Raw genomic sequence first — 21,209 nt, 5'->3', positions numbered from 1 at the left:
GGTGGTTGCGTGAGTTTCACATGCCCAACCAACAAGGAATCAAGATGAAAAATCTTGTCATCGCCGTCACCGCGCTTTCGCTTCTCGCTCCCTCGGCGGCATTCGCCCAGTACCGTCAGCCGGGCTATGGGCATCCGCCTCGGGTCGAGAAATCGTGGAACAAGCGCCATGATGATCGTCGCGACTGGCGCCGTCATGACGACCGGCGCGAGCGTTGGACGCGGGGCAAGCAGCTGCCGCGCAGCTACCGCAGCCATGTCGTGCGCGACTATGGCCGCTATCGCCTCAGCAAGCCGCCGCGCGGCCATGAGTGGGTGCGGGTAAACAATGATTACCTGCTGATCAGCATCGCCAGCGGTGTCATCGCCTCGATCGTGGCGGGTCGGTAATCCTCCCCTTGCTTTGAACCAAAAAAGGCGGCTTCCAAGGCCGCCTTTTTTGCAGCGGGTTAAATCATGCAGCCTGCTGCCACTTGACGCTGAGGCGTTCCATCAGCGCCAGCGCGTCGCTGGGCGCGCGTACTTTAATGTCATTGTCGAAATAAACGTAGACATCGCGCCCCGTCCCGAGCGGTTTGGTTGGTGCCGTCACCCGCTCGGCGTCCTCAGGCTCGCGCCCCTGCGCCCAGGCGCGTATCCGCGCCGCCCAGCGGTCGAGCGATTTGTCGTCATAGCCGCTGACATAGAGTTCCTCCGAGCCATGCAGCCGACAATAAACGAAGTCGGTGGTGAGATCCATCAAGAGCGGCCATTCCACCGTATCGGCGACGACGAGCCCCACTTTATGACGGCGCAGAAGCGCGATGAATTCGGGCGAACGGAAGCTGTCATGGCGAATTTCCAGCGCATGGCGGAGCGGCCGGTTTGTATGGCTCCGGGTAAACGCGCGCCCTTCGAGCCGCACATCGTGCCGTCGTGCGAGCTCGGCAGCCGCATCGGTGTCACGGGGCAGCAAGGTCAGGAACGCGTCGAACAATTCCGGGTCGAATTTCAGACTCGGCGGAAACTGCCAGAGGACCGGCCCGAGCTTCGGGCCCAAACGCAACAGGCCCGAGGCCATGAAATTGGCGAGCGGCGTCTCAACATTCTTCAACCGTCGCAGATGGGTGATATAACGCGAGCCCTTGATGGCGAAGACGAAATCCTCAGGCGTTTCCTCGCTCCAGCGCGCGAAGCTTTCAGGCCGCTGCAGCCCATAGAACGTGCCGTTGATTTCGATCGAGGGAAAATGCTCCGCGGCGTAAGCGAGCTCCCGACGGTGCGGCAGCCCTTCCGGATAGAACACCCCGCGCCAGCGTGCATACGTCCATCCCGATATGCCGATGCGGATCGTGCCTGTCCTCGCCATGAATTTCGCCTGTGTTGAGCGGTTCGATGACGGAACGCAGGTACCGCGCCTATCGTTCCCCATGACAGCACGATGGCGGGGTTTCCGAATCGTCGTCATCGACGATTTGTTGGCATCGCCCGATATCTGTGATAGGTTACATGTAACCTTGAAGGAAAAAGCCATGCCGTCTCCATCCAAGTCCCGGTCCTCGCGCGTGAAGGTGGGAGAGCATCGCGCTCGCCTGCGCGCCCAAGGCTTGCGTCCGATCCAGATCTGGGTGCCGGACGTCCGTACGCCCGCCTTCAAAACCAAGGCGCACAGTCAATCGCTCGCCGTCGCCGCCAGCGCGAAGGCCGATGAGGATCAGGCATTTATCGATGCCATTTCCGATTGGGACAATGAATGAGGCGCGGCGAGATCTGGACGGTCGCAGGCGGCAAAGACTATGCGGGCAAGCCTCGTCCGGTGGTAATTGTGCAGGACGACAGTTTCGACGCGACGGACTCCATTACCATCTGCGCCTTCACATCGGATGAGACGGAAGCCCCTTTATTCAGGCTTCCCATCGAGCCGAGTGAACGCAACAATCTGCGTACAATATCCCGCCTGATGGTCGATAAGATTACGACTGTCCCGAAAGCGAAAATAGGCAGCTTGGTCGGACGGCTGGATGATGAGGACATGGTGCGCCTCAATCGGTCAGTGATGGTATTTCTTGGCTTGGCTACAGGGCCAAAAACAAAAAGAGCAGTTTGATCGAACGTAACCAGGGAAATTGAAGCTTATGGCGGAGAGAGAGGGATTCGAACCCTCGATACGGTTTCCCGTATACACGCGTTCCAGGCGTGCGCCTTCAACCACTCGGCCACCTCTCCGTTCGTCCGTTTTCTCCCGAATGGGTGGCGAAACGGGTAAACAAATGCACCGGGGATTCTGTGGCGCTGGTTAGGCGTCTACCATCCGGTGCGGCGCGCACTATAGCCAGAAAGCCGCCGGGTTCAACCGCTATTTCGTGAATCTGAAAAGAATTCCGAACCATGCGCTGGCCGATTGCGCTGAGCCTTGCCGCGCTCTAAATTCAGAAGGCTCCGGAACATTCGTAGAGTGACACATCCATGCTGCGTTTCCTGTCTCGCGTACTCGCCGTTGCATCCCTTGCGCTCGCGGTCATCTGCGCCGTGCTCGACGCCGCCCGCTCCGTCGGGGCCGGAAAAATGGTCGCCACGCCGCTCCATGACATCTGGTCCGCCGCATCGCCGCAGACGCTGGCCGATGCACAAGCGCTGGTGACGCATTACATAAGCCCCATGGCGTGGGACCCGGCGCTCATCTGGGTGCTGCAGCAGCCGGCCTGGCTGATTCTGGCGGTGCTGGCGCTGTTGTTCCATACACTGACCTACCGCCGCGAAGCCCGGTTCGGCTATGTGGTGGCAGACTGATTGGAGAAGCCCGATGACCCTGATGGAAAAACTGACGAAGAAGCTGCAGATGCCCGCCCCGGAAGAGGCGCTGCCGGGCCGTGCGGAGCCGATTCCCACTGCGAGCACCCATTTCATCACGGGCCGTCCGCTCAAGGGGCCGTGGCCGGACAACATGAAGAAGATCATGTTCGGCATGGGCTGCTTCTGGGGCGTAGAGCGGCTGTTCTGGCGCATGTCGGGCGTTCATGCCACGGCCGCGGGTTATGCCGGCGGCATCACGCCCAACCCCACCTATGAGGAAACCTGCACCGGCCTCACCGGACATACGGAAGTGGTGCTGGTGGTTTACGACCCCGCCATCATAAGCCTCGCCGATCTCCTTAGGGCTTTCTGGGAAGAGCATGACCCGACGCAGGGCATGCGTCAGGGCGCCGACATCGGCACGACCTACCGTTCCGCCATCTACACCTTCTCGCCTGACGACCGCGATGCTGCCGAGGCAAGCCGCGAAGCCTACCAGAAGGCGCTGGATGCGAAGGGACTTGGACCCATCACCACGGAAATCCGCGATGCGCCGGAATTCTACTATGCCGAGGATTACCACCAGCAATATCTGGCGAAGAACCCCGGCGGCTATTGCGGCCTCAAGGGCACCGGCGTCGCCTGCATCGCATAGTTACTGCTTTCCGGAAAGCATGGCGGGCGCTGTGGGATTTTCCACAGCGTCGAGATTCCGCGTGAAATTTTTGCGACACCATGCCAGATAGAAGGCCAAGTGTGCGGGTGGGTTCTGCGCGCTAGATAATGGTTATGTGTGAAGAGTGATCCAGAGGGTTGAGACAATGAAACAATTTATCACGGGCCTGATGGCCGCGACTGTCCTGTCCGTCGCCGGTCTGCCGGCAAGCGCCTTCGCGGCGGATGAAAAGCCGGCTGTCATCTATGATCTCGGCGGAAAATTCGACAAATCCTTCAATGAGGCGGCTTATCTCGGCGCCGAAAAATACAAGGCCGACACGGGCATCGCCTATCGCGAATTCGAAATCCAGAACGAGGCGCAGCGCGAGCAGGCCCTGCGCAAATTCGCGCAGGATGGAAACTCACCTGTCGTCATTGCCGGTTTTTCCGCTACTGCTGCCATCGAGAAGGTGGCGGATGAATTCCCGGACACCAAATTCGTCATCATCGACGCCGTCGTTGAGAAGCCGAATGTCCGCTCCGTCGTCTTCAAGGATGAAGAAGGCTCCTATCTCGTCGGCCTCCTCGGCGCCCTGGCGTCGAAGACCGGCACGGTCGGCTTCGTCGGCGGGATGGATGTGCCGCTGATCCGCAAATTCGCCTGCGGTTATGTCGGCGGTGTCAAGGCCACCAACAAGGACGCGAAAGTCATCCAGAACATGACCGGCGATACGCCCGCCGCCTGGAACGATCCGGCCAAGGGCGCCGAGATCGCCAAGTCGCAGATGGACCAGGGCGCGGATGTCATCTACCATGCCGCCGGCGGCACGGGTATCGGCGTTCTCCAGGCGGTCGCCGATGCGGGCAAGCTCGGCATCGGCGTCGACTCCAACCAGAACGGCCTGCATCCCGGCCATGTGCTGACCTCGATGGTCAAGCGCGTCGACGTCGCCGTTTACAACGCTTTCAAGGACGTCGCCGACAACAAGTTCACCAGCGGCGTTCAGGTTCTGGGCCTCAAGGAAAACGGCGTCGACTACGCGGTCGACAAGGACAATGAGAAGCTGATCACCCCGGAAATGAAGCAGGCTGCGGAGGCCGCCAAGGCCGACATCATCGCCGGAAAGATCAAGGTCCACGATTATATGACCGACAACAAGTGCCCGTATTGATGGGGCAGCTCGGACGATGAACGCGAAACCGCCGGGTGATGAGCCCGGCGGTTTTGTTTTTGCGACGTTACTACCACATGAATTGACGGGGAGAGCCTGCCCTCACCAATGCGGCGGCTTCGTCACCGGAATATCCGGCGCGGTCTGTTCTTCCAGCACGAGGAACCGGTCGGTCAGCGCGTCGAGCTTCTTGCGCATGGCCTCGATGGTCTTCCACTGCTCGGCGATCTCGCTCGAAAGCTCCTCGATGGTCTTGTCCTGTTCGGCCACGCGGATTTCTAGTTCCGTCAGGCGTTCCGCATCCGATCCGTTCATCATCGCTCCTGTCGCATGGTCAAGAACCGACTCTGCCAGAGGCGGGCCTGTGAATCCACCGCTTGTGCGGATTTCAGGAGTCTTTAATGTTGACATGGGCGGTGTCCTCGGATGATGCAGCCCTGTTTAAATGTGACCCACGGATGGGGAAATGGCGGAAGCTGCAATCGAACTCAACGGCATCGACAAGCGCTTCGGGTTGGTTCATGCCAACCGCGATATTCATCTGCGCATCGACCGGAGCACCATTCACGGCATCATCGGCGAGAATGGCGCGGGTAAGTCGACGCTGATGTCGATCCTCTACGGCTTCTACCAGGCCGACCGTGGCGAGATCCGCGTCAATGGTAAAAAGGTTGCCATCACCGATCCGAATGCGGCCATCGCGGCGGGCATCGGCATGGTGCATCAGCATTTCATGCTGGTGGAGAATTTCACCGTGCTGGAAAATGTCATGCTCGGCGTCGAGGGTGCGCCGCTGCTGGCCAAGGGTATTGCCAAGGTGCGGGCGGAGTTGCGGCGGCTGGAGCAGGAATATGGCCTCGAGGTTGACCCCGACGCGCTGATCGAGGATCTGCCGCTCGGCCTCCAGCAGCGCGTGGAAATCCTGAAGGCGCTCTATCGCGGCGCGGATATTCTCATCCTCGACGAGCCGACCGGCGTGCTCACGCCTGCCGAGGCGGATCATCTCTTTCGCATTCTCAGGCAGTTGAAGGAACAGGGGAAGACCATCGTCCTCATCACGCACAAGCTGCGCGAGATCAAGGCCGTCACGGACAATGTCTCGGTCATGCGGCGCGGCGAGATCGTCGCCACGCTGCCGACGGCGCAGGCGAGCGTCGAGGAACTGGCGGAGCTGATGGTCGGGCGACGCGTGCTCCTGCGTGTCAACAAGGCGGAGGCAAAGCCCGGTGCGGTCAAGCTTGCGGTCGAGAATCTGAGCGTGCGCGACAACAGGGATTGCATCGCCGTCGAGAATGTTTCCTTCAATGTGCGTGCCGGAGAGATCGTCGGCATTGCCGGTGTCGCGGGCAATGGCCAGTCGGAACTGATCGAGGCGATTGCCGGCATCCGCCGCGCGATTTCAGGCAAGGTCCTGCTCGACGGCCAGCCGGTCGATGTCACCGGCAAGGCCAATCCCGCCGAACTGCGGCGGCGCGGGCTCGCCCATGTGCCCGAAGATCGCCACCATATGGGGCTGGTGCTTCCCTTCGAGGAAAGCGAGAACGCCATTCTCGGTTATCACGACGACCCGCGCTATCTGAAAGGGCCGTTTCTCAACATCGAAGCCATCCGCGCGGATGCAGCGGCGAAGATCGGCCAATATGATATCCGTCCCGCCGACACGCGGCTCAAGACCGCCAATTTCTCCGGCGGCAATCAGCAGAAGATTGTGTTGGCGCGTGAGATCGAGCGCGATCCATCCGTGCTCATCGTCGCGCAGCCGACGCGCGGCGTCGATGTCGGCGCCATTGAGTTCATCCACCGCCGCATCATCGAGATGCGCGACGCGGGCAAGGCGGTGCTGCTCGTTTCCGTCGAGCTCGATGAGATCCGTTCGCTCTCGGACCGCATCCTGGTGATGTTCGCCGGGCGCGTCGTCGGCGAATGCGACGGGCAGGCGAGCGAAGGCGAAATCGGCCTGCTGATGGCGGGCGTGGAAAACAAGGAAGCGGCTGAGTAATGACGCAGACACAGGCACTCATCATCATCGACGTGCAGAAGGCGATCGATGATCCCAAATGGGGCCGGCGCGGCCAGCCCGAAGCCGAAGCCGCCATGGCGCGCCTGCTCGCCGCCTGGCGCGAGCGCCGCCTGCCGGTGATCCATATCCGCCATGATTCCACCGATCCGCAGTCGCCCTACCTTCCCGGCACCGATGGCAATGAATTCAAGGCGGAAGTCGCGCCGCGAATGGGCGAGCCGGTCGTCGACAAGCGCACCAACAACGCTTTCATCGGCACGGATCTGATGGACGTGCTCGATGAATTGCAGGTCGGCCGCCTGGTCGTGGCGGGCGTGCTGCTGGAAAACTCCGTCGATGCCACGGTGCGCATGGCCGCCAATCTCGGCTTCGAAGTCACCGTTGCCGAGGATGCGGTGGCAAGTATCGACCGCAAGGACCGTAACGGGCGGACATGGACGGCGGAAGAGGTCCACGCCCTGACGCTCTCCATCTTGGATGGCGAATATGCCCGCATCTCCACCGCGCAGGCCATCATCGAGGCGTTGCCATGAGCCAACCTTTCGCAAAACTTCCCGCCTGGGCGGATTATGGGCTGATTCCGCTCATCAACCTCACCGTCGCCTTTCTCGTCGCCGGGCTGGTCGTGCTGCTCGTCGGGGAGAACCCCCTGCAGGCGGCGGCGCTCATGGTCAAGGGCGCGTTCGGCTCGGGCGAGGGCATCGGCTATACGCTCTATTACGCGACCAATTTCATCTTCACCGGCCTTTGCGTCGCGGTCGCTTTCCATTGCGGCCTGTTCAATATTGGCGGCGAGGGGCAGGCCTATATTGGCGGCCTCGGCGTTTCGCTCGTCTGCCTCGCCTTCGGCAATATGCTGCCCTGGTGGCTGACTTTTCCGCTCGCCATCCTGGGCGCGGCGCTGGCCGGCGCGCTCTGGGCGCTGATCCCGGCATGGCTGCAGGCGCGGCGCGGCTCGCATATCGTCATCACCACAATCATGTTCAACTTCATCGCCGCCAGCCTCATGGTCTATCTGCTGGTCGGCGCGCTGAAACCGGCGGCTTCCCAGGCGCCCGAAACCGCCGTCTTCGGCCCTGGCGGGCAATTACCCCAACTGGGCTGGCTGCTGCAGATCTTTGGCCTGCAGGTGCGCTCTGCGCCGTTCAACGTGTCCTTCCTGCTAGCGCTGGCATCAGCCTTCCTCGTCTGGGTGCTGATCTGGCGGACCAAGCTCGGCTATGAAATCCGCACCATGGGCTTCAGCCCCCGCGCCGCCGATTATGCCGGTATCGGCCAGGCGAAGATCATCATCATCACCATGATGATATCGGGCGCGCTGGCGGGCATGATGGCGTTGAACCCGGTCATGGGCGCGCAGCATCGCATGCAGCTCGATTTCGTCTCCGGCGCGGGCTTCGTCGGCATCGCCGTGGCGCTGATGGGCCGGTCGCATCCGGTCGGCATCGTGCTCGCCGCCATCCTGTTCGGCATGCTCTATCAGGGCGGCGCGGAAATCGCCTTCGACATGCCCAACATCTCGCGCGACATGATCGTCATCATCCAGGGGCTCGTGATCCTCTTCGCCGGCGCGCTTGAGCATATGTTCCGCCCCGCCATCCAGCGCCTGTTCGGACGCATCGGTGGCTCGGCTTTACGCGCCGCGCCCATCACCACCGGGGAGAGCCACTGATGGACGCCTACGTCACGCTCATCCAGCTCCTGGATTCCACCGTCCGCCTGACGGTGCCGCTGCTCTTCGCCTGCCTCGCCGGGCTTTATTCCGAGCGCGCGGGCATTTTCGACATCGGCCTCGAAGGCAAGATGCTGGCGGGCGCCTTCGCCGCCGGAACGGTCGCCTATATCACCGGCTCGGCCTATGCCGGATTGCTGGCGGCAGTCCTCGTCTCGGTTCTGCTGGGCCTCGTGCATGGCTTCGCCTCGATCACCCATCGCGGCAACCAGATCGTCTCAGGCGTCGCCATCAATTTCATCGCGGCGGGAACGACGGTCATCCTCGGCCAGGCATGGTTCCAGCAGGGCGGGCGCACGCCTGCGCTGCCGGGCGAGGCGCGTTTCGGCGCGCTGCAATTGCCCGGCGCGGAAGCCCTGAAAGACGTGCCTTTTATCGGGTATGTCTATTCCGAGCTCCTCTCCGGCCATTCGCTTTTGACCTATCTCGCCTTCCTCATGGTGCCCTTCACCTGGTGGGTGCTTTACCGCACGCGCTTCGGCCTTCGCCTGCGAGCGGTGGGCGAGAACCCGGCGGCGGTCGATACGGCGGGCATCTCAGTGCCGTGGCTGCGCTATCGCGCGGTGATCTGCTGCGGCATCCTCTGCGGTCTTGCGGGCTCTTATCTTGCGCAGGCGCAGGGCGCGGGCTTCGTCAAGGACATGACGGCAGGCAAGGGCTATATCGCGCTCGCCGCGTTGATTTTCGCCAAATGGCGGCCGGTCAATGCCATGTTCGCCTGCCTGCTCTTCGGCTTCCTCGACGCGCTGGCGATCCGCATGCAGGGCAGCCCGCTGCCGCTCATCGGCCATGTCCCCGCGCAGTTCATGCAAGCGCTGCCCTATGTGCTGACCGTCGTGCTGCTGGCAGGCTTCATCGGCAAGGCCATCCCGCCCAGGGCTGGTGGTGTGCCCTACGTCAAGGAACGGTAATTATGTCAACAGATCTATTCGACGCCGCTTTCAGCGCAATGCAGAAATGCCATGCGCCCTATTCGAAATTTCCTGTCGGCGCGGCATTGCGCACGAAAGACGGGCGTATCTATTCCGGCTGCAATATCGAGGTCATTTCCTTCCCGGAAGGCTGGTGCGCGGAGACGACCGCGCTCTCGCACTTCGTCATGGGAGGGGGCGGCGAGATATCCGAAATCCTCGTCGTCGCCGAGAAGCTGGAGAAATGTTCGCCCTGCGGCGGCTGCCGCCAGCGTTTGGCCGAATTCGCCGGGCCGGACACGCCGCTGCATCTGTGCGATAACAGCGGCGTGGTGGAAACCGTACGCTTGGGGGATTTGCTGCCGCGCGGTTTCAAGACGGATGTGATCGGGGGATGAGCCAGATGAACGAAGCGGCCAGCTGCATCGCCGCGAGGCTTGCAGAAGCGAAACTCGCGCCAAGGCTCGCCATCGTGCTGGGCTCAGGACTTGGTCCTCTGGTGGACGCGGTGGAAGACGCTGTGCGTATTCCCTATGCTGATCTCCCCGGTTTCCCGGCAAGCGGTGTTTCCGGCCATGCGGGCGAGCTGGTGGCGGGACGGTTGTCCGGCAGGCCGGTCATCATCCTCTCCGGTCGCGCCCATTATTACGAGCATGGCAATGCCGCCATCATGCGCCCTGCGCTGGAGACCTTGAAAAGCCTCGGCATCGAAAGCCTGATCCTCACCAATGCCGCCGGTTCCGTGCGCGAGGACCTCGCCCCCGGCAGCGTCATGCTGATCGACGATCACATCAACTACTCCGGCATGAACCCGCTGATCGGCGAGCCGTCCGACGCGCGTTTCGTCGGCATGACATCCGCCTATGATACCGAGCTGAAACACGCCCTCGAGACAGCCGCCGCGAAGGCGGGCGAGGCGCTTTCGAAGGGCGTCTATATGTGGTTCTCCGGGCCCTCCTTCGAGACGCCCGCTGAGATCCGCATGGCGCGGGTGCTGGGCGCGGATGCGGTCGGCATGTCCACCGTGCCGGAGGTGATTCTCGCGCGGTTCCTCGGCCTGCGCGTCGCCGCCTGCTCGGTCATCACCAATTACGGTGCCGGCATGACCGGCGCGGAACTGTCGCATCAGGAAACAAAGGACATGGCGCCCATCGGGGGCAAGCGCCTGCAAACGATCCTGGAACATTTTTTGGCCGCATGATCTTATCCGAACCCTAAGCAATTTCGGTATCATGCCCAGTGGGAGACATAGCATGAACGCAGCCGACCGCAGAACTTTGGCGCTTCGCGTCCTGCCCCTGATCGACCTGACCGATCTCGACGAGAACTCCACCGCGCAGGCGGTGGCGGAGCTGAGCGCCCGGGCGATCACCCCGCATGGCCCCACGGCGGCGATCTGCATCTGGCCGCGCTTTGTCGAGACGGGCAAGGCGCTGCTGCACGGCACCGGCGTCAGGGTCGCCACCGTCGTCAATTTTCCCCATGGCGGCACCGACATCGACGAGGTGCTGGCGGAGACGGAGCAGGCGGTCAATGACGGCGCGGATGAGATCGACCTCGTTCTGCCCTATCACGACTTTGCTGCCAATGGCGCGGCTGTCTCCCGGCAGATGATCCGGTCGGTCAAGAAGCTTTGCGGCCGCAAGGTGAAGCTCAAAGTCATCCTCGAGACGGGCAAGCTCGCCGATGAAGCGCTGATCGAGACCGCGTCGGAAGTGGCGCTGGAAGAGGGCGCGGATTTCATCAAGACCTCGACTGGTAAGGCGGAGGTGAATGCAACGCCTACCGCGCTGCGCATCATGCTGGAGGCGATCAGGGATTCCGGCCGTGATGCCGGGGTCAAGCCCGCAGGCGGTATTCGTACGCTGGAAGACGCCGCGCTCTATCTCGATTTCGCCGACGAGATCATGGGCGACGGTTGGGTGAAGCCGGAGACCTTTCGTTTCGGCGCATCCAAGCTGCTCGACGATGTGCTCGGCGAGCTCGGCAGCGGCGGCCCCGCCTCGACCTCGGGCTATTGACCCATGCTGCCGCAGGAAATCATTCGCGCCAAGCGCGACGGCAAGACGCTTCCCCCCGAAGAAATCGCCTTCTTCGCCCGCAGCATCGCCTCCGGCGCTGTCAGCGAAGGGCAGATCGCTGCCTTTGCCATGGCGGTTTTCTTCAACGGCATGAGCCGTGACGAGGCGGTGGCGCTGACCCTCGCCATGCGCGATTCCGGCGATGTGCTCGACTGGTTCTCGCTCGATGGCCCTGTCGTTGACAAGCATTCGACCGGCGGCGTCGGCGATAATGTCTCGCTGATGCTCGCCCCCATCGTCGCCGCCTGCGGCGCCTATGTGCCGATGATTTCCGGACGCGGCCTCGGCCACACCGGCGGCACGCTCGACAAGATGGATTCGATCCCGGGCTATATCAGCCAGCCGGACAAGGCATTGTTTGAGAAGACGGTGCGCGAGGCAGGCTGCGCCATTATCGGCCAGACCGCCGACCTCGCCCCCGCCGACAAGCGCTTCTACGCCATTCGCGACGTGACGGCGACGGTGGAATCGATCCCGCTCATCACCGCCTCGATCCTGTCGAAGAAGCTCGCCGCCGGGCTGCAAGGCCTGGTGCTCGACGTGAAGACCGGCAACGGCGCTTTCATGCAGAAAAGCCGTAACGCCACCGCCCTTGCGGAAAGCCTGGTCGCGGTCGCCAATGGTGCGGGCCTTCCCACCACGGCGCTGCTGACCGATATGGACCAGCCGCTGGCGCTCGCCGCCGGCAATGCGGTGGAGGTGAAGAACGCCGTCGATTTTCTCACCGGAGATAAGCGCGATGCGCGGCTTCTGGAAGTGACGCTGGCGCTCTCCGCCGAAATGCTCGTCACCGCCCGGCTGGCGGCAACGCCGCTTGAAGCGATGGAGAAAGCGCGCGAGGCCCTTACGAGCGGCAAGGCGGCGGAGGTGTTCGGGCGCATGGTGGCGCTTCTTGGCGGGCCGAATGATTTCGTCTCGCGGGCCGCGCACTATCTCCCCGTTGCCCCGATCATCCGGGAAGTCCCGTCACCGCAAAAAGGCTTTGTCGGCTCGGTGCAGACCCGTGCGCTCGGGCTTGCCGTCGTCGCGCTTGGTGGCGGCCGCACAAGACCGGAGGATGCGGTCGATCACGCAGTAGGTCTCACCGCTCTTCAACCCATCGGCGCTGAAATGAACGCGGGCGATCCGCTGGCGCTGGTCCATGCCCGCGACGAGCTATCCGCCGATGTGGCGGTCCGCGCCGTTCAGGAGGCCTATGGTTTCGTACCCCTGCGTCCTCGCGCTACTCGTCCGGTGAAGCGGCGGATTGCAGGTTAAAAATAGAATTTTTAGAATTTCCCCTAATAATACGATCAATATAGAAGTATTATTCGGAGATAATAATGAAACTCAATAATATTGATCTGTATTATGAGGTTCAAGGAAAGGGCGATCCCATCGTTCTGATCGCCGGATATACCTGCGATCATACATTCTGGGATGCGATGGTGCCTGCCTTGGCACGGAAATTTCAGGTCGTCACATTCGACAACAGGGGCATTGGCCGCACCAAGGACGGTGGAAAGCCGTTCTCCGTCAAGGACATGGCCAAGGATACGGCGGCGCTCATCAAACACCTCAAGCTTGGTCGTCCGGCGATCATCGGCCAATCCATGGGCGGCGCGATTGCCCAGACGATGCTGGCGCAATTTCCCGAAGTCTGCGGGCGCTGCGTCATTCTGAATTCCACGGCGGTGTTCCGGCAGGCCGCGCTGATGGCCTTGGAAAGCCTGCTCGCGCTGCGCCACGCCGGTGTCGATTTCGATCATCTGGTCGATGCCACCTTGCCTTGGGTGGCGGGGAGCGAATGGCTCACGCAGTCGGAAAACATCGCCGCTTTCAAAACGTTGCTCAAGGAAAACCCCGTGCCGCAGTCGGCTGCCGATCAGGCGCGCCAACTGGCGGCGTTGAAGCCGTTCGACGCGCAGCCATGGAACAAGCCGTGGAGCCATCCCTCCCTCGTCGTTTCCGCCTCGGAAGATGTGCTGGCCCTGCCCACGGAAGGAAGGGCACTGGCAAAAAGCCTTGGCGCGAAATTCGTTGAAATCCCCGGCGGCCATGGCAGCCCGGTCGAGCAGACGGAGCGCCTTTCGCGGATTCTGATCGAGTTTTTACAAAGCACGCCGAAGGGATAAATAGTTACACCCGGCGGATGGGTGCGGGATACCGGGCGACCATTTCGTCTACGGTCATGAGCGGGATGCCCTCCACGATCGATTGAGCGATGAGGAGCCGGTCGAAGGGGTCCTTGTGAATGGACGGCAAGCCTTCCACTGCAACGGCGTCCTCGCTCGTAATAGGGAGTTCGAGAAAGCCATTATCGATGAGGCCACGGCGCAGCAGGCGGGGATCGACGGTAAAATCCGCCCGGCCAAGGCCGCGCTTGATGGCGATTTCCCAAAGGCTCGCCGCGCTGAACAGAAGCTCATTATCGGCGTTCCCGATTTCGGCGAAAGCTGCTGGCGGCAGCTTTTCAGGCTCGCCCGCCGCCCAAAGCAGGAGATGGGTGTCCAGCAGGAACTTCATCCTTCGCCGCCGAACAATTTTTCTATTTCCTCGCGCCCCATATCGTCGAAATCATCTGGAATGGAAAACTGGCCGTCCAGGAATCCGATACGGCGTTTGGCATCAGGGGCTGCAGCATCGATGGCGACGACTTTCACCATCGGCTTGCCGGATTTGGCGATGACGAAGGGCTCGCCCTTGGCCGCCTTGTCGATAAGGCGCGAAAGGTGCGTCTTGGCTTCATGGATATTGACGGTGCGCATGACACACTCCTGACTTAGTTCACTAAACTTAGTCTAGGTGCCATCTGTTTTCAAGCCAAGCGCGGCAAAAGGTCAGAAAGTCACTTCGTCCCGTACATCCGGTCGCCCGCATCGCCCAGACCCGGCACGATATAGCCTTTGTCGTTCAAATGGCTATCGATGGCGGCGGTGTAGACGGGGACGTCCGGATGCGCCTTGGTGAAGCGTTCGATGCCTTCGGGCGCGGCGAGGAGGCAAAGGAAGCGGATATTGCTCGCGCCGCGCTCCTTCAGCTTGTCGATGGCCGCGATGGCCGAATTGGCGGTGGCGAGCATCGGATCGACCACGATGATGAGCCGGTTAACGATATCCTCCGGCGCCTTGAAATAATATTCGATGGGCTGCAGCGTATCGTGATCGCGGTAGAGCCCGATATGGGCGACCCGCGCGGCAGGCACCAGATCCAGCATTCCCTCCAGCAACCCGTTGCCCGCGCGCAGGATCGAGGCGAAGACCAGCTTTTTGCCTTCCAGCGTCGGCGCATCCATTTCGGTCAGCGGCGTTTCGATGCGTGTCGTCGTCAGTTCCAGATCGCGCGTCACTTCGTAGCACAGCAGCAGCGAGATTTCCTTGAGCAGCCGCCGGAAACTCGCCGTCGAGGTTTCCTTTTTGCGCATGATGGTGAGCTTGTGCTGGACAAGCGGATGGTCGATGACGGTGACGCTCATGATGGTCTCATATGCATAGATTAGTTTTAAACACCTCGTGCCTGCTTGTTTCGCCTGATGCAAGCTTTATATCGATGTCATCGAGATAGGTAGGTGATGGTATGAGCCAGGAACATGGTAGCGCGGCCCGTGTCGGCCCGAGCGGCGGCATGGAGCAATCCTTCGGCTTCCGCAAGGTCGCGGAGGAGGAGAAGCAGGGGCTGGTCAACGAGGTGTTCCACCGCGTCGCCTCCCGCTACGACCTGATGAACGATCTGATGTCCGCCGGCATGCACCGCGTCTGGAAGGACGCGATGGTCAATTGGCTGTCGCCGCCCAAGCGCGAGGGTTGGCAGGTGCTCGATGTCGCGGGCGGCACCGGCGACATCGCCTTCCGCATTCTGGAGGCCTCCAATCGCCAAGCCCGCGCCACGGTGCTGGACATCAACGGCTCGATGCTTGCCGTCGGCCATGACCGGGCCGTGAAGAAAGGCCTTGCCGACAATATCGAATTCGTCGAGGCCAATGCCGAGGAACTGCCTTTTGAGAGCAATCGCTTCGACGCCTACACCATTGCCTTCGGCATCCGCAACGTGCCGCATATCGACCGCGCGCTGGCGGAAGCCTACCGCGTGCTGAAGCCGGGCGGGCGCTTCCTCTGCCTCGAGTTCTCCGAAGTGGAAATGCCGCTGCTCGACCGCTTTTACGACGCCTGGTCGTTCAATGCCATTCCGCGCATCGGTGACCTCGTTGCCGGTGACGCCGATTCCTACCGCTATCTGGTCGAGTCCATCCGCAAATTCCCGCGCCAGGCCGATTTCGCCGACATGATCCGCGCCGCCGGCTTCGAGCGCGTGACCTGGCGCAATTATTCCGGCGGCATCGCCGCGCTACATTCCGGCTGGAAACTTTAAACTTGATGAGCACGAGTATCGTCGCATGAGCAGACTCGCCGCCGCCTTCCGGCTTCTCCAGGCCGGATGGATCATGACGCGCGAGGGCGTCATCACCGCGCTGCCCGCCGATGGGTTGAGCGGGCTGCCCGCCTTTGGCCATCGCGTCGCCGGGCTGCTGGCGCGCCGCCGTGCCCGCACCACGCTCCGATCGGAGCGCATGTCCCGCGCGATGAACCGGCTGGGGCCGTCCTATGTGAAGCTGGGTCAGTTTCTGGCGACACGGCCCGATATTGTCGGGCGGGATGTGGCGCTCGATCTGGCACTGCTGCAGGACCGTCTCGATTATTTCCCGCGCGACGCTGCGGTCAGGGCTATCGAAGGCTCGCTTGGCCGCCCGATCGATGACCTTTTCGTCAGCTTCGGCGAGCCCATCGCAGCGGCTTCCATGGCCCAGGTCCATCCGGCGGAGGTGATGCGCGATGGCGTGCCGCATAAGGTGGCGGTCAAGGTGATCCGCCCCGGTGTGCGTCAGCGCTTCGCCCGCGACCTCGAAAGCTTCTTCATGCTGGCACAGATGCAGGAACGCTATGTTCCCGCCACGCGCCGTCTGCGCCCGGTCCAGATTACCCAGACGCTCGCCCAGTCGACGCGCATCGAGATGGATCTGCGGCTGGAGGCGGCGGCGCTTTCTGAAATCGCCGAGAATGTGAAGGACGATCCGGGTTTCCGCGTTCCTGCCGTAGATTGGGAGCGCACGGGCCGCGACGTGCTGACGCTGGAATGGATCGACGGCGTCAAGATGTCCGATATCGAGGGCCTGCGCGCCGCAGGGCACGATCTGCGCAAGCTCGCCGAAACGCTCATCCAGTCCTTCCTGCGTCACACGCTGCGCGACGGCTTTTTCCACGCCGACATGCATCCGGGCAATCTCTTCGTCGATCCCCAGGGCACCATCGTCGCCGTCGATTTCGGCATCACCGGCCGGCTCGGCAAGAAGGAGCGGCGCTTCCTCGCCGAAATCCTCTACGGCTTCATCACGCGCGATTATGCCCGCGTTGCCGATGTGCATTTCGAAGCCGGCTATGTGCCGCATCGCCATGACGCCGCGAGCTTCGCCCAGGCCATCCGCGCCATCGGCGAGCCGATCCACGGCCAGTCGGCGCAGACCATTTCCATGGCCAAGCTGCTGACCCTGCTGTTCGAGGTGACCGAGCTCTTCGACATGCAGACCCGGCCCGAGCTGCTGCTTTTGCAGAAGACTATGGTGGTCGTGGAAGGTGTATCCCGCACGCTCGACCCGCATTTTAACATGTGGAAGGCCGCGGAGCCCGTCGTGGGCAATTATATCAGGGAAAGTCTCGGCCCGGTCGGCATGATGGCGGACGCGCGCGAAAGCGGCTTCGCGCTTCTCCATCTGCTGCGCCAGACGCCTGACATGGTCAAGCGCTTCGAGCGGATCACCTATGAGCTGGACCATATGGCGGAGGAGGGACTGCGGCTCGCGCCCGAGACAGCGGAGGCCATCGGCAGGGCTTCCGCTCGGCGCTCACGCTGGGGGCGTGTCGGCTTTGCGCTGCTTGCATTAGCCGTGCTTGCAATCGCTTTGCGCTTCCATTCGTAGCGAAATGGGCGTAATTTGATTGCAATGATTGCGTTTTGGGCAAGGGTTGCAATCACATGGCCAGTATCACCATCCGTAATCTCGACGACGCGGCGAAGGAGCGGCTACGTCTGCGCGCCGCCCGCAACGGCCGGTCCATGGAAGAGGAGGCGCGGCTCATCCTAGGAGATATTGACGCGCCTGATATCCCCGTACATCAGGTAAAAGCGGCGGGTATAATCCCTTCCTTGAGGGATAAAAGGATATTGCTCATCATTGGCGGGGGCATCGCCGCCTATAAATCCCTCGACTTGATCCGCCGCCTGCGCGAGCGTGGCGCGAGCGTCCGCCCGGTCATGACCCGCGCGGCGCAGGAATTCGTCACGCCGCTCTCGGTCGGCACGCTCTCGGCCGATCACGTCTTCACCGACCTTTTCTCGCGCGAGGACGAGCAGGATGTCGGCCATATCCGCCTGTCGCGCGAGGCGGATCTGATCGTCGTCGCCCCCGCCACCGCCGACCTGATGGCGAAGATGGCGCATGGCCTTGCGGACGATCTCGCCTCCGCCGTTCTGCTCGCCACCACGGTGCCGGTGCTCATTGCCCCCGCCATGAACCCGCTGATGTGGAACCATCCCGCCACACGCCGCAACCGCGCCACGCTGGCGGGCGACGGCATCCGTTTTGTTGGACCCAACAGGGGCGAGATGGCTGAAGGCGGCGAGGCGGGAACGGGCCGCATGGCCGAGCCGCTGGAAATCGTCGCCGCCGTCGAAACCTTCTTCAAGCCGGCAAACTTGCCATTGTCAGGCAGGAAGATCATCGTCACGTCAGGCCCGACCGTGGAGCCGATCGACCCCGTGCGCTACATCGCCAACCGCTCCTCGGGCAAGCAAGGCCATGCCATCGCGGCAGCGCTCGCCCGCCTTGGCGCGGATGTGCATCTCGTCTCCGGCCCCGTGTCGATCCCGAATCCGCAAGGCGTTGCTGTCACCCATGTCGAGACTGCGCGGCAGATGAAGCAGGCGGTCGAAAACCTGCTCCCTGCGGATGCCGCTGTCATGGTCGCCGCTGTCGCCGACTGGCGCACAGAGGGCGCAGCGTCGCAGAAGATCAAGAAGCAGCCGGGCGCCGAGCCGCCGATGCTGCGCATGGTCGAAAACCCCGACATCCTCGCCACTATCGGCCACCACGCCAATCGCCCGCGCCTCGTCGTCGGCTTCGCTGCGGAAACGCAGGACCTGCTAGCCAACGCTCAAAAGAAGCTGGAGAAGAAGGGTGCCGACTGGATCGTCGCCAACGACGTCTCGCACGGCGTCATGGGCGGCGACCGGAACCACGTCCGCATCGTCTCGCAAGATGGCATCGAGGAATGGCCTGACATGAGCAAGGAAGATGTGGCGGCGCGGCTGGCGGGGAAAATTGCGGAAGCGATGAAGGGAATAAGGGAATAAGGGAGTATGTTTCGTGCCCGACTTACTCCCCTACTCACCTACTCCCTTTTTTCTTCGCCCATGTCACATTCCCCCCTCCTGTCTCGTCTAGACATCGGTAACCCCAAGACATGGAGCCATTCCGATGCAACCGAGAATGAAATACTACAACGTCGTGCCGCAGCTGATGCAGGCCATGCTCGACCTCGAAGAGAAGGTGAAGGCCAGCGGGCTGGATGAGACGATCCGCCACCTCGTCAAGATCCGCGCCTCGCAGATCAATGGCTGTGCCTATTGCATCCATATGCATACCGGCGAAGCCCGCGCCCATGGCGAGACGGAAGAGCGCATTTACCTGCTGGACGCCTGGCGTGAATCGCCGCTCTACACCGACCGCGAGCGCGCCGCGCTGGCCTGGACCGAGGCGCTGACGCTGGTGGCTGAGACGCATGCCCCCGATGACGTCTATGAAGCGCTGAAGGCGCAGTTCAGTGACGAGGAAATCGTGAAGCTTACCCTCGCCATCACCACCATCAACGCTTGGAACCGCATATCGGTCGGCTTCCGCTCCATCCATCCGGTGAAGAAGGCGCATGTCGCAGCCTGACGAACCCATAAGTACCGCCCCTGACGATGCCGGGGCGGTTTTCGAGGCCCTGCGCCCGCGATTGATCCGCATCGCCTATCGCATGCTGGGATCGGTCGCGGAGGCGGAGGATATCGTGCAGGAGGCCTGGCTGCGCTGGCAGGGCGCAGACCGGGCTTCCGTGCGTGATGCCAGGGCATTTCTCGCCCGTGTGGTCACAAGGCTTTGCCTGGATCATCTGAAATCCGCGCGGGTGCGGCGCGAGACCTATCCCGGCACCTGGCTGCCCGAGCCGGTTGTCGATCCGGTGGAAGATGAGGAAGACGACCTCACGCTCACGCTGATGATGGCGCTGGAGCGGCTTTCGCCCCTGGAGCGCGCCGCCTTCCTCCTGCATGACGTGTTCGACGTGAATTTCGATGAGGTGGCGCGCGTTCTGGGCCGCGATCCCGCCGCCTGCCGCAAGCTCGCGAGCCGCGCGCGCGATCATGTGCGCGAAAGCCGCCCGCGCTATCCTGTGCCTGAGGATCGCGGCCGCAGCATCGCGGAAGCCTTCTTCCAGGCGTCCCGCAATGGCGACATGACCGCCTTGCAAGGGCTGCTGGCGGAAGATGCGGTGATGTATTCCGATGGCGGCGGCATCCGCATCGCCACGCTCAACCCGATTTTCGGGCGCGAAAAGATCGTGCGCTTCTTCGTCGCCATTTCCGAAAAGCCCTCCGGCCGCATGCCGCCCGCGCACCGCTTCGACCGCATCGACGGCCTGCCCGGCATCGTCACGCTCGAGGAGGACGGCCTGCCGCAAACCGTGGCGCTGGATATTGCAGAGGGGAAAATCACGGCAATCTATGTGATGCGCAATCCGGAGAAGCTGCGGCATTTGGACGTTTGAGAAATTGAGCGTCGGCGGGACAGCGCCCCCCCTCTGCCCTGCCGGGCATCTCCCCCGCAAGGGGGGAGATTGGCTGATATGGATATCGCCGCTCACCTTCCAACGTCGACAATTGATACCACCGCGGATGAAGGCGTAATCTCCCCCCTAGCGGGGGAGATGTCCGGCAGGACAGAGGGGGGCGCTGTCCCGCCAAGGTTTCAAGCTAAAAGCTGAAATGGCGCTAAAAAAACTCGTCCAGCAGCCGGTAATAGGCAATCTTCTTCTCATCCACCTCCGGCCCGCCATAAGCGACGAGAAACGGCTTCACCCACTCCTCCCCGAGATTATGGATCACACTCCATGTGGCAAGCGCCAAGTCCTGGTGCCGGTCGGCGACGCCCAATCGCCCACAATCGATGAAGCCGGTGAAGCGGCCATTGTCGGCCATGAAGTTCGGCAGGCAGGCGTCGCCATGGGTGACGATGAGTTCCTCGCTCTCAGGTCTGAGGCGCAGAAGCTCCTCGAGCACGCTTTGCGGCGTTCGCCCTTCGCGCTCCTCGTCAAAATCCTCTTCATCGACTTCCCCCGCTTCCATGCGGGCGCGGGCATCCTCGATACGATTGTCCAGACGATGGTCGAAGGGGCAGGCGGCGGGGTCGATGGCGTGCAGGGATTTCAGCGCATCCGCCAGCAACTGCACGATGCGATCAGGCGCGAGCCCGCCCATAGATGTGGCAAGGTCGGTTCCGGCAAGCCGCGTCATCAGCAGCAGGCTGCGCTCCGGCTGAATCTCGAACTCGATCACTTGGGGGCACGGGAGGCCCTGCGCTCTCAGCCATTCCAGCCGCGCCGCCTCGCCGGGCAGTTCGCCCACCGTGCTCGCCGGCTCGATCTTCAGCACCAGCCCCGGCTTTACCTCATGCTCCAGCAGGAGCACATGCGCTGATGAACAACCGAGATCGTCCTTCCGGCTGCGATAGCCTTCAAGGCGCTTGGCGAACGCCCGCGGCAGATCGAGTGCGGCCAATGCGGAATCGACCATG

At 62.3% G+C, this 21,209-nt stretch carries 26 protein-coding genes and 1 tRNA gene; 20 read left to right on the top strand and 7 right to left on the bottom strand.

Annotation, left to right across the window (positions count from 1 at the left end; all coding sequences use genetic code 11):
* Positions 1–44 precede the first annotated feature (44 nt).
* Positions 45–389, top strand: coding sequence for an RcnB family protein (locus ACOWVG_RS04025; RefSeq protein WP_420960221.1), 345 nt, complete (start codon positions 45–47; stop codon positions 387–389).
* A gap of 64 nt (positions 390–453) precedes the next feature.
* Here the strand turns inward: ACOWVG_RS04025 and ACOWVG_RS04020 are convergent, their stop codons facing one another.
* Positions 454–1,347, bottom strand: a complete 894-nt coding sequence (locus ACOWVG_RS04020; protein ID WP_420960220.1) for a DUF72 domain-containing protein — start codon at positions 1,345–1,347, stop codon at positions 454–456.
* Between the two features lie 163 nt (positions 1,348–1,510).
* On the opposite strand from ACOWVG_RS04020, the gene ACOWVG_RS04015 reads away from it, so the two are divergent.
* A complete protein-coding gene (locus ACOWVG_RS04015; RefSeq protein ID WP_420960219.1) occupies positions 1,511–1,735 on the top strand; it encodes an antitoxin MazE family protein in 225 nt (74 codons plus the stop codon).
* Positions 1,732–2,085, top strand: coding sequence for a type II toxin-antitoxin system PemK/MazF family toxin (locus ACOWVG_RS04010; protein ID WP_420960218.1), 354 nt, complete (start codon positions 1,732–1,734; stop codon positions 2,083–2,085). The genes ACOWVG_RS04015 and ACOWVG_RS04010 overlap by 4 nt, the downstream gene beginning before the upstream one ends.
* Positions 2,086–2,114: 29 nt before the next feature.
* Here the strand turns inward: ACOWVG_RS04010 and ACOWVG_RS04005 are convergent.
* Positions 2,115–2,204, bottom strand: a tRNA-Ser gene (locus ACOWVG_RS04005).
* A 240-nt stretch (positions 2,205–2,444) separates the two neighbouring features.
* On the opposite strand from ACOWVG_RS04005, the gene ACOWVG_RS04000 reads away from it, so the two are divergent.
* From ACOWVG_RS04000 to ACOWVG_RS03990, 3 genes are all read left to right on the top strand, one after another.
* Positions 2,445–2,768, top strand: coding sequence for a hypothetical protein (locus tag ACOWVG_RS04000; RefSeq protein WP_420960217.1), 324 nt, complete (start codon positions 2,445–2,447; stop codon positions 2,766–2,768).
* Positions 2,769–2,781: 13 nt separating this feature from the next.
* On the top strand, positions 2,782–3,426 hold the full coding sequence (msrA, locus tag ACOWVG_RS03995; protein ID WP_420960216.1) for a peptide-methionine (S)-S-oxide reductase MsrA: 645 nt from the start codon (positions 2,782–2,784) through the stop codon (positions 3,424–3,426).
* A gap of 166 nt (positions 3,427–3,592) precedes the next feature.
* Positions 3,593–4,600, top strand: coding sequence for a BMP family lipoprotein (locus ACOWVG_RS03990; RefSeq protein ID WP_420960215.1), 1,008 nt, complete (start codon positions 3,593–3,595; stop codon positions 4,598–4,600).
* Positions 4,601–4,702: 102 nt separating this feature from the next.
* On the opposite strand, the gene ACOWVG_RS03985 is transcribed toward ACOWVG_RS03990, so the two are convergent.
* Positions 4,703–4,915 carry a SlyX family protein gene (locus tag ACOWVG_RS03985; RefSeq protein WP_420960214.1) on the bottom strand — a complete coding sequence of 71 codons (213 nt, stop codon included), beginning with the start codon at positions 4,913–4,915 and terminating at the stop codon, positions 4,703–4,705.
* A gap of 151 nt (positions 4,916–5,066) precedes the next feature.
* Between ACOWVG_RS03985 and ACOWVG_RS03980 the strand changes: the two genes are divergently transcribed.
* The 9 genes from ACOWVG_RS03980 to ACOWVG_RS03940 all read left to right on the top strand — a co-directional run bounded on the left by ACOWVG_RS03980 (position 5,067) and on the right by ACOWVG_RS03940 (position 13,458).
* The gene (locus tag ACOWVG_RS03980; protein ID WP_420960213.1) at positions 5,067–6,599 is read left to right on the top strand and encodes an ABC transporter ATP-binding protein; all 1,533 of its coding nucleotides are present in this window, start codon (positions 5,067–5,069) and stop codon (positions 6,597–6,599) included.
* A complete protein-coding gene (locus tag ACOWVG_RS03975) occupies positions 6,599–7,153 on the top strand; it encodes a cysteine hydrolase family protein (RefSeq protein WP_420960212.1) in 555 nt (184 codons plus the stop codon). Before ACOWVG_RS03980 ends, ACOWVG_RS03975 begins: the two co-directional genes overlap by 1 nt.
* The gene (locus ACOWVG_RS03970; protein ID WP_420960211.1) at positions 7,150–8,292 is read left to right on the top strand and encodes an ABC transporter permease; all 1,143 of its coding nucleotides are present in this window, start codon (positions 7,150–7,152) and stop codon (positions 8,290–8,292) included. Before ACOWVG_RS03975 ends, ACOWVG_RS03970 begins: the two co-directional genes overlap by 4 nt.
* Positions 8,292–9,263, top strand: a complete 972-nt coding sequence (locus tag ACOWVG_RS03965; protein WP_420960210.1) for an ABC transporter permease — start codon at positions 8,292–8,294, stop codon at positions 9,261–9,263. The genes ACOWVG_RS03970 and ACOWVG_RS03965 overlap by 1 nt, the downstream gene beginning before the upstream one ends.
* Positions 9,264–9,265: 2 nt before the next feature.
* Positions 9,266–9,661, top strand: a complete 396-nt coding sequence (locus tag ACOWVG_RS03960) for a cytidine deaminase (RefSeq protein WP_420960209.1) — start codon at positions 9,266–9,268, stop codon at positions 9,659–9,661.
* A 5-nt stretch (positions 9,662–9,666) separates the two neighbouring features.
* Positions 9,667–10,464, top strand: a complete 798-nt coding sequence (locus ACOWVG_RS03955; protein WP_420960765.1) for a purine-nucleoside phosphorylase — start codon at positions 9,667–9,669, stop codon at positions 10,462–10,464.
* A 52-nt stretch (positions 10,465–10,516) separates the two neighbouring features.
* Positions 10,517–11,284: a deoxyribose-phosphate aldolase gene (gene deoC / locus ACOWVG_RS03950; protein ID WP_420960208.1), complete on the top strand. Its 768-nt coding sequence runs from the start codon at positions 10,517–10,519 to the stop codon at positions 11,282–11,284.
* A 3-nt stretch (positions 11,285–11,287) separates the two neighbouring features.
* Complete coding sequence (gene deoA / locus ACOWVG_RS03945) at positions 11,288–12,601, top strand: thymidine phosphorylase (protein WP_420960207.1); 1,314 nt, start codon at positions 11,288–11,290, stop codon at positions 12,599–12,601.
* A 65-nt stretch (positions 12,602–12,666) separates the two neighbouring features.
* On the top strand, positions 12,667–13,458 hold the full coding sequence (locus ACOWVG_RS03940) for an alpha/beta fold hydrolase (RefSeq protein ID WP_420960206.1): 792 nt from the start codon (positions 12,667–12,669) through the stop codon (positions 13,456–13,458).
* Positions 13,459–13,462: 4 nt separating this feature from the next.
* On the opposite strand, the gene ACOWVG_RS03935 is transcribed toward ACOWVG_RS03940, so the two are convergent.
* From ACOWVG_RS03935 to upp, 3 genes are all read right to left on the bottom strand, one after another.
* The gene (locus ACOWVG_RS03935) at positions 13,463–13,849 is read right to left on the bottom strand and encodes a type II toxin-antitoxin system VapC family toxin (protein ID WP_420960205.1); all 387 of its coding nucleotides are present in this window, start codon (positions 13,847–13,849) and stop codon (positions 13,463–13,465) included.
* Positions 13,846–14,091, bottom strand: coding sequence for a type II toxin-antitoxin system Phd/YefM family antitoxin (locus ACOWVG_RS03930; RefSeq protein WP_420960204.1), 246 nt, complete (start codon positions 14,089–14,091; stop codon positions 13,846–13,848). The genes ACOWVG_RS03935 and ACOWVG_RS03930 overlap by 4 nt, the downstream gene beginning before the upstream one ends.
* 80 nt (positions 14,092–14,171) lie before the next feature.
* Positions 14,172–14,798 carry a uracil phosphoribosyltransferase gene (upp, locus tag ACOWVG_RS03925; protein ID WP_420960203.1) on the bottom strand — a complete coding sequence of 209 codons (627 nt, stop codon included), beginning with the start codon at positions 14,796–14,798 and terminating at the stop codon, positions 14,172–14,174.
* Positions 14,799–14,899: 101 nt separating this feature from the next.
* Between upp and ubiE the strand changes: the two genes are divergently transcribed.
* From ubiE to ACOWVG_RS03900, 5 genes are all read left to right on the top strand, one after another.
* Entirely contained in the window at positions 14,900–15,691 is a 792-nt protein-coding gene (ubiE, locus tag ACOWVG_RS03920; RefSeq protein WP_420960202.1) for a bifunctional demethylmenaquinone methyltransferase/2-methoxy-6-polyprenyl-1,4-benzoquinol methylase UbiE, read from the top strand.
* A gap of 25 nt (positions 15,692–15,716) precedes the next feature.
* Complete coding sequence (gene ubiB, locus ACOWVG_RS03915; protein WP_420960201.1) at positions 15,717–17,294, top strand: 2-polyprenylphenol 6-hydroxylase; 1,578 nt, start codon at positions 15,717–15,719, stop codon at positions 17,292–17,294.
* Between the two features lie 56 nt (positions 17,295–17,350).
* On the top strand, positions 17,351–18,727 hold the full coding sequence (gene coaBC / locus ACOWVG_RS03910) for a bifunctional phosphopantothenoylcysteine decarboxylase/phosphopantothenate--cysteine ligase CoaBC (protein WP_420960200.1): 1,377 nt from the start codon (positions 17,351–17,353) through the stop codon (positions 18,725–18,727).
* A 124-nt stretch (positions 18,728–18,851) separates the two neighbouring features.
* On the top strand, positions 18,852–19,313 hold the full coding sequence (locus ACOWVG_RS03905; RefSeq protein ID WP_420960199.1) for a carboxymuconolactone decarboxylase family protein: 462 nt from the start codon (positions 18,852–18,854) through the stop codon (positions 19,311–19,313).
* Positions 19,300–20,184 carry a sigma-70 family RNA polymerase sigma factor gene (locus ACOWVG_RS03900; protein ID WP_420960198.1) on the top strand — a complete coding sequence of 295 codons (885 nt, stop codon included), beginning with the start codon at positions 19,300–19,302 and terminating at the stop codon, positions 20,182–20,184. The genes ACOWVG_RS03905 and ACOWVG_RS03900 overlap by 14 nt, the downstream gene beginning before the upstream one ends.
* A gap of 223 nt (positions 20,185–20,407) precedes the next feature.
* Here ACOWVG_RS03900 and ACOWVG_RS03895 read toward each other — a convergent pair whose 3' ends face one another.
* Positions 20,408–21,208 (bottom strand): APH(3')-II family aminoglycoside O-phosphotransferase, encoded by an 801-nt coding sequence (locus ACOWVG_RS03895; RefSeq protein WP_420960197.1) that lies wholly within the window; start codon positions 21,206–21,208, stop codon positions 20,408–20,410.
* Position 21,209 lies beyond the last annotated feature (1 nt).

It is taken from the genome of Brucella sp. IR073, assembly GCF_049065735.1.
GTDB lineage: Bacteria > Pseudomonadota > Alphaproteobacteria > Rhizobiales > Rhizobiaceae > Paramesorhizobium.
The sequence above is the reverse complement of the archived record's forward strand: the minus strand, read 5'-3'. Positions and strand labels throughout refer to the sequence as shown.

Coding starts and splice junctions, on each gene's coding strand:
- ACOWVG_RS04025 (WP_420960221.1), top strand. CDS start 45: ATGAAAAATCTTGTCATCGCCGTCACCGCGCTTTCGCTTCTCGCTCCC.
- ACOWVG_RS04020 (WP_420960220.1), bottom strand. CDS start 1,347: ATGGCGAGGACAGGCACGATCCGCATCGGCATATCGGGATGGACGTAT.
- ACOWVG_RS04015 (WP_420960219.1), top strand. CDS start 1,511: ATGCCGTCTCCATCCAAGTCCCGGTCCTCGCGCGTGAAGGTGGGAGAG.
- ACOWVG_RS04010 (WP_420960218.1), top strand. CDS start 1,732: ATGAGGCGCGGCGAGATCTGGACGGTCGCAGGCGGCAAAGACTATGCG.
- ACOWVG_RS04000 (WP_420960217.1), top strand. CDS start 2,445: ATGCTGCGTTTCCTGTCTCGCGTACTCGCCGTTGCATCCCTTGCGCTC.
- msrA (WP_420960216.1), top strand. CDS start 2,782: ATGACCCTGATGGAAAAACTGACGAAGAAGCTGCAGATGCCCGCCCCG.
- ACOWVG_RS03990 (WP_420960215.1), top strand. CDS start 3,593: ATGAAACAATTTATCACGGGCCTGATGGCCGCGACTGTCCTGTCCGTC.
- ACOWVG_RS03985 (WP_420960214.1), bottom strand. CDS start 4,915: ATGAACGGATCGGATGCGGAACGCCTGACGGAACTAGAAATCCGCGTG.
- ACOWVG_RS03980 (WP_420960213.1), top strand. CDS start 5,067: ATGGCGGAAGCTGCAATCGAACTCAACGGCATCGACAAGCGCTTCGGG.
- ACOWVG_RS03975 (WP_420960212.1), top strand. CDS start 6,599: ATGACGCAGACACAGGCACTCATCATCATCGACGTGCAGAAGGCGATC.
- ACOWVG_RS03970 (WP_420960211.1), top strand. CDS start 7,150: ATGAGCCAACCTTTCGCAAAACTTCCCGCCTGGGCGGATTATGGGCTG.
- ACOWVG_RS03965 (WP_420960210.1), top strand. CDS start 8,292: ATGGACGCCTACGTCACGCTCATCCAGCTCCTGGATTCCACCGTCCGC.
- ACOWVG_RS03960 (WP_420960209.1), top strand. CDS start 9,266: ATGTCAACAGATCTATTCGACGCCGCTTTCAGCGCAATGCAGAAATGC.
- ACOWVG_RS03955 (WP_420960765.1), top strand. CDS start 9,667: ATGAACGAAGCGGCCAGCTGCATCGCCGCGAGGCTTGCAGAAGCGAAA.
- deoC (WP_420960208.1), top strand. CDS start 10,517: ATGAACGCAGCCGACCGCAGAACTTTGGCGCTTCGCGTCCTGCCCCTG.
- deoA (WP_420960207.1), top strand. CDS start 11,288: ATGCTGCCGCAGGAAATCATTCGCGCCAAGCGCGACGGCAAGACGCTT.
- ACOWVG_RS03940 (WP_420960206.1), top strand. CDS start 12,667: ATGAAACTCAATAATATTGATCTGTATTATGAGGTTCAAGGAAAGGGC.
- ACOWVG_RS03935 (WP_420960205.1), bottom strand. CDS start 13,849: ATGAAGTTCCTGCTGGACACCCATCTCCTGCTTTGGGCGGCGGGCGAG.
- ACOWVG_RS03930 (WP_420960204.1), bottom strand. CDS start 14,091: ATGCGCACCGTCAATATCCATGAAGCCAAGACGCACCTTTCGCGCCTT.
- upp (WP_420960203.1), bottom strand. CDS start 14,798: ATGAGCGTCACCGTCATCGACCATCCGCTTGTCCAGCACAAGCTCACC.
- ubiE (WP_420960202.1), top strand. CDS start 14,900: ATGAGCCAGGAACATGGTAGCGCGGCCCGTGTCGGCCCGAGCGGCGGC.
- ubiB (WP_420960201.1), top strand. CDS start 15,717: ATGAGCAGACTCGCCGCCGCCTTCCGGCTTCTCCAGGCCGGATGGATC.
- coaBC (WP_420960200.1), top strand. CDS start 17,351: ATGGCCAGTATCACCATCCGTAATCTCGACGACGCGGCGAAGGAGCGG.
- ACOWVG_RS03905 (WP_420960199.1), top strand. CDS start 18,852: ATGCAACCGAGAATGAAATACTACAACGTCGTGCCGCAGCTGATGCAG.
- ACOWVG_RS03900 (WP_420960198.1), top strand. CDS start 19,300: ATGTCGCAGCCTGACGAACCCATAAGTACCGCCCCTGACGATGCCGGG.
- ACOWVG_RS03895 (WP_420960197.1), bottom strand. CDS start 21,208: ATGGTCGATTCCGCATTGGCCGCACTCGATCTGCCGCGGGCGTTCGCC.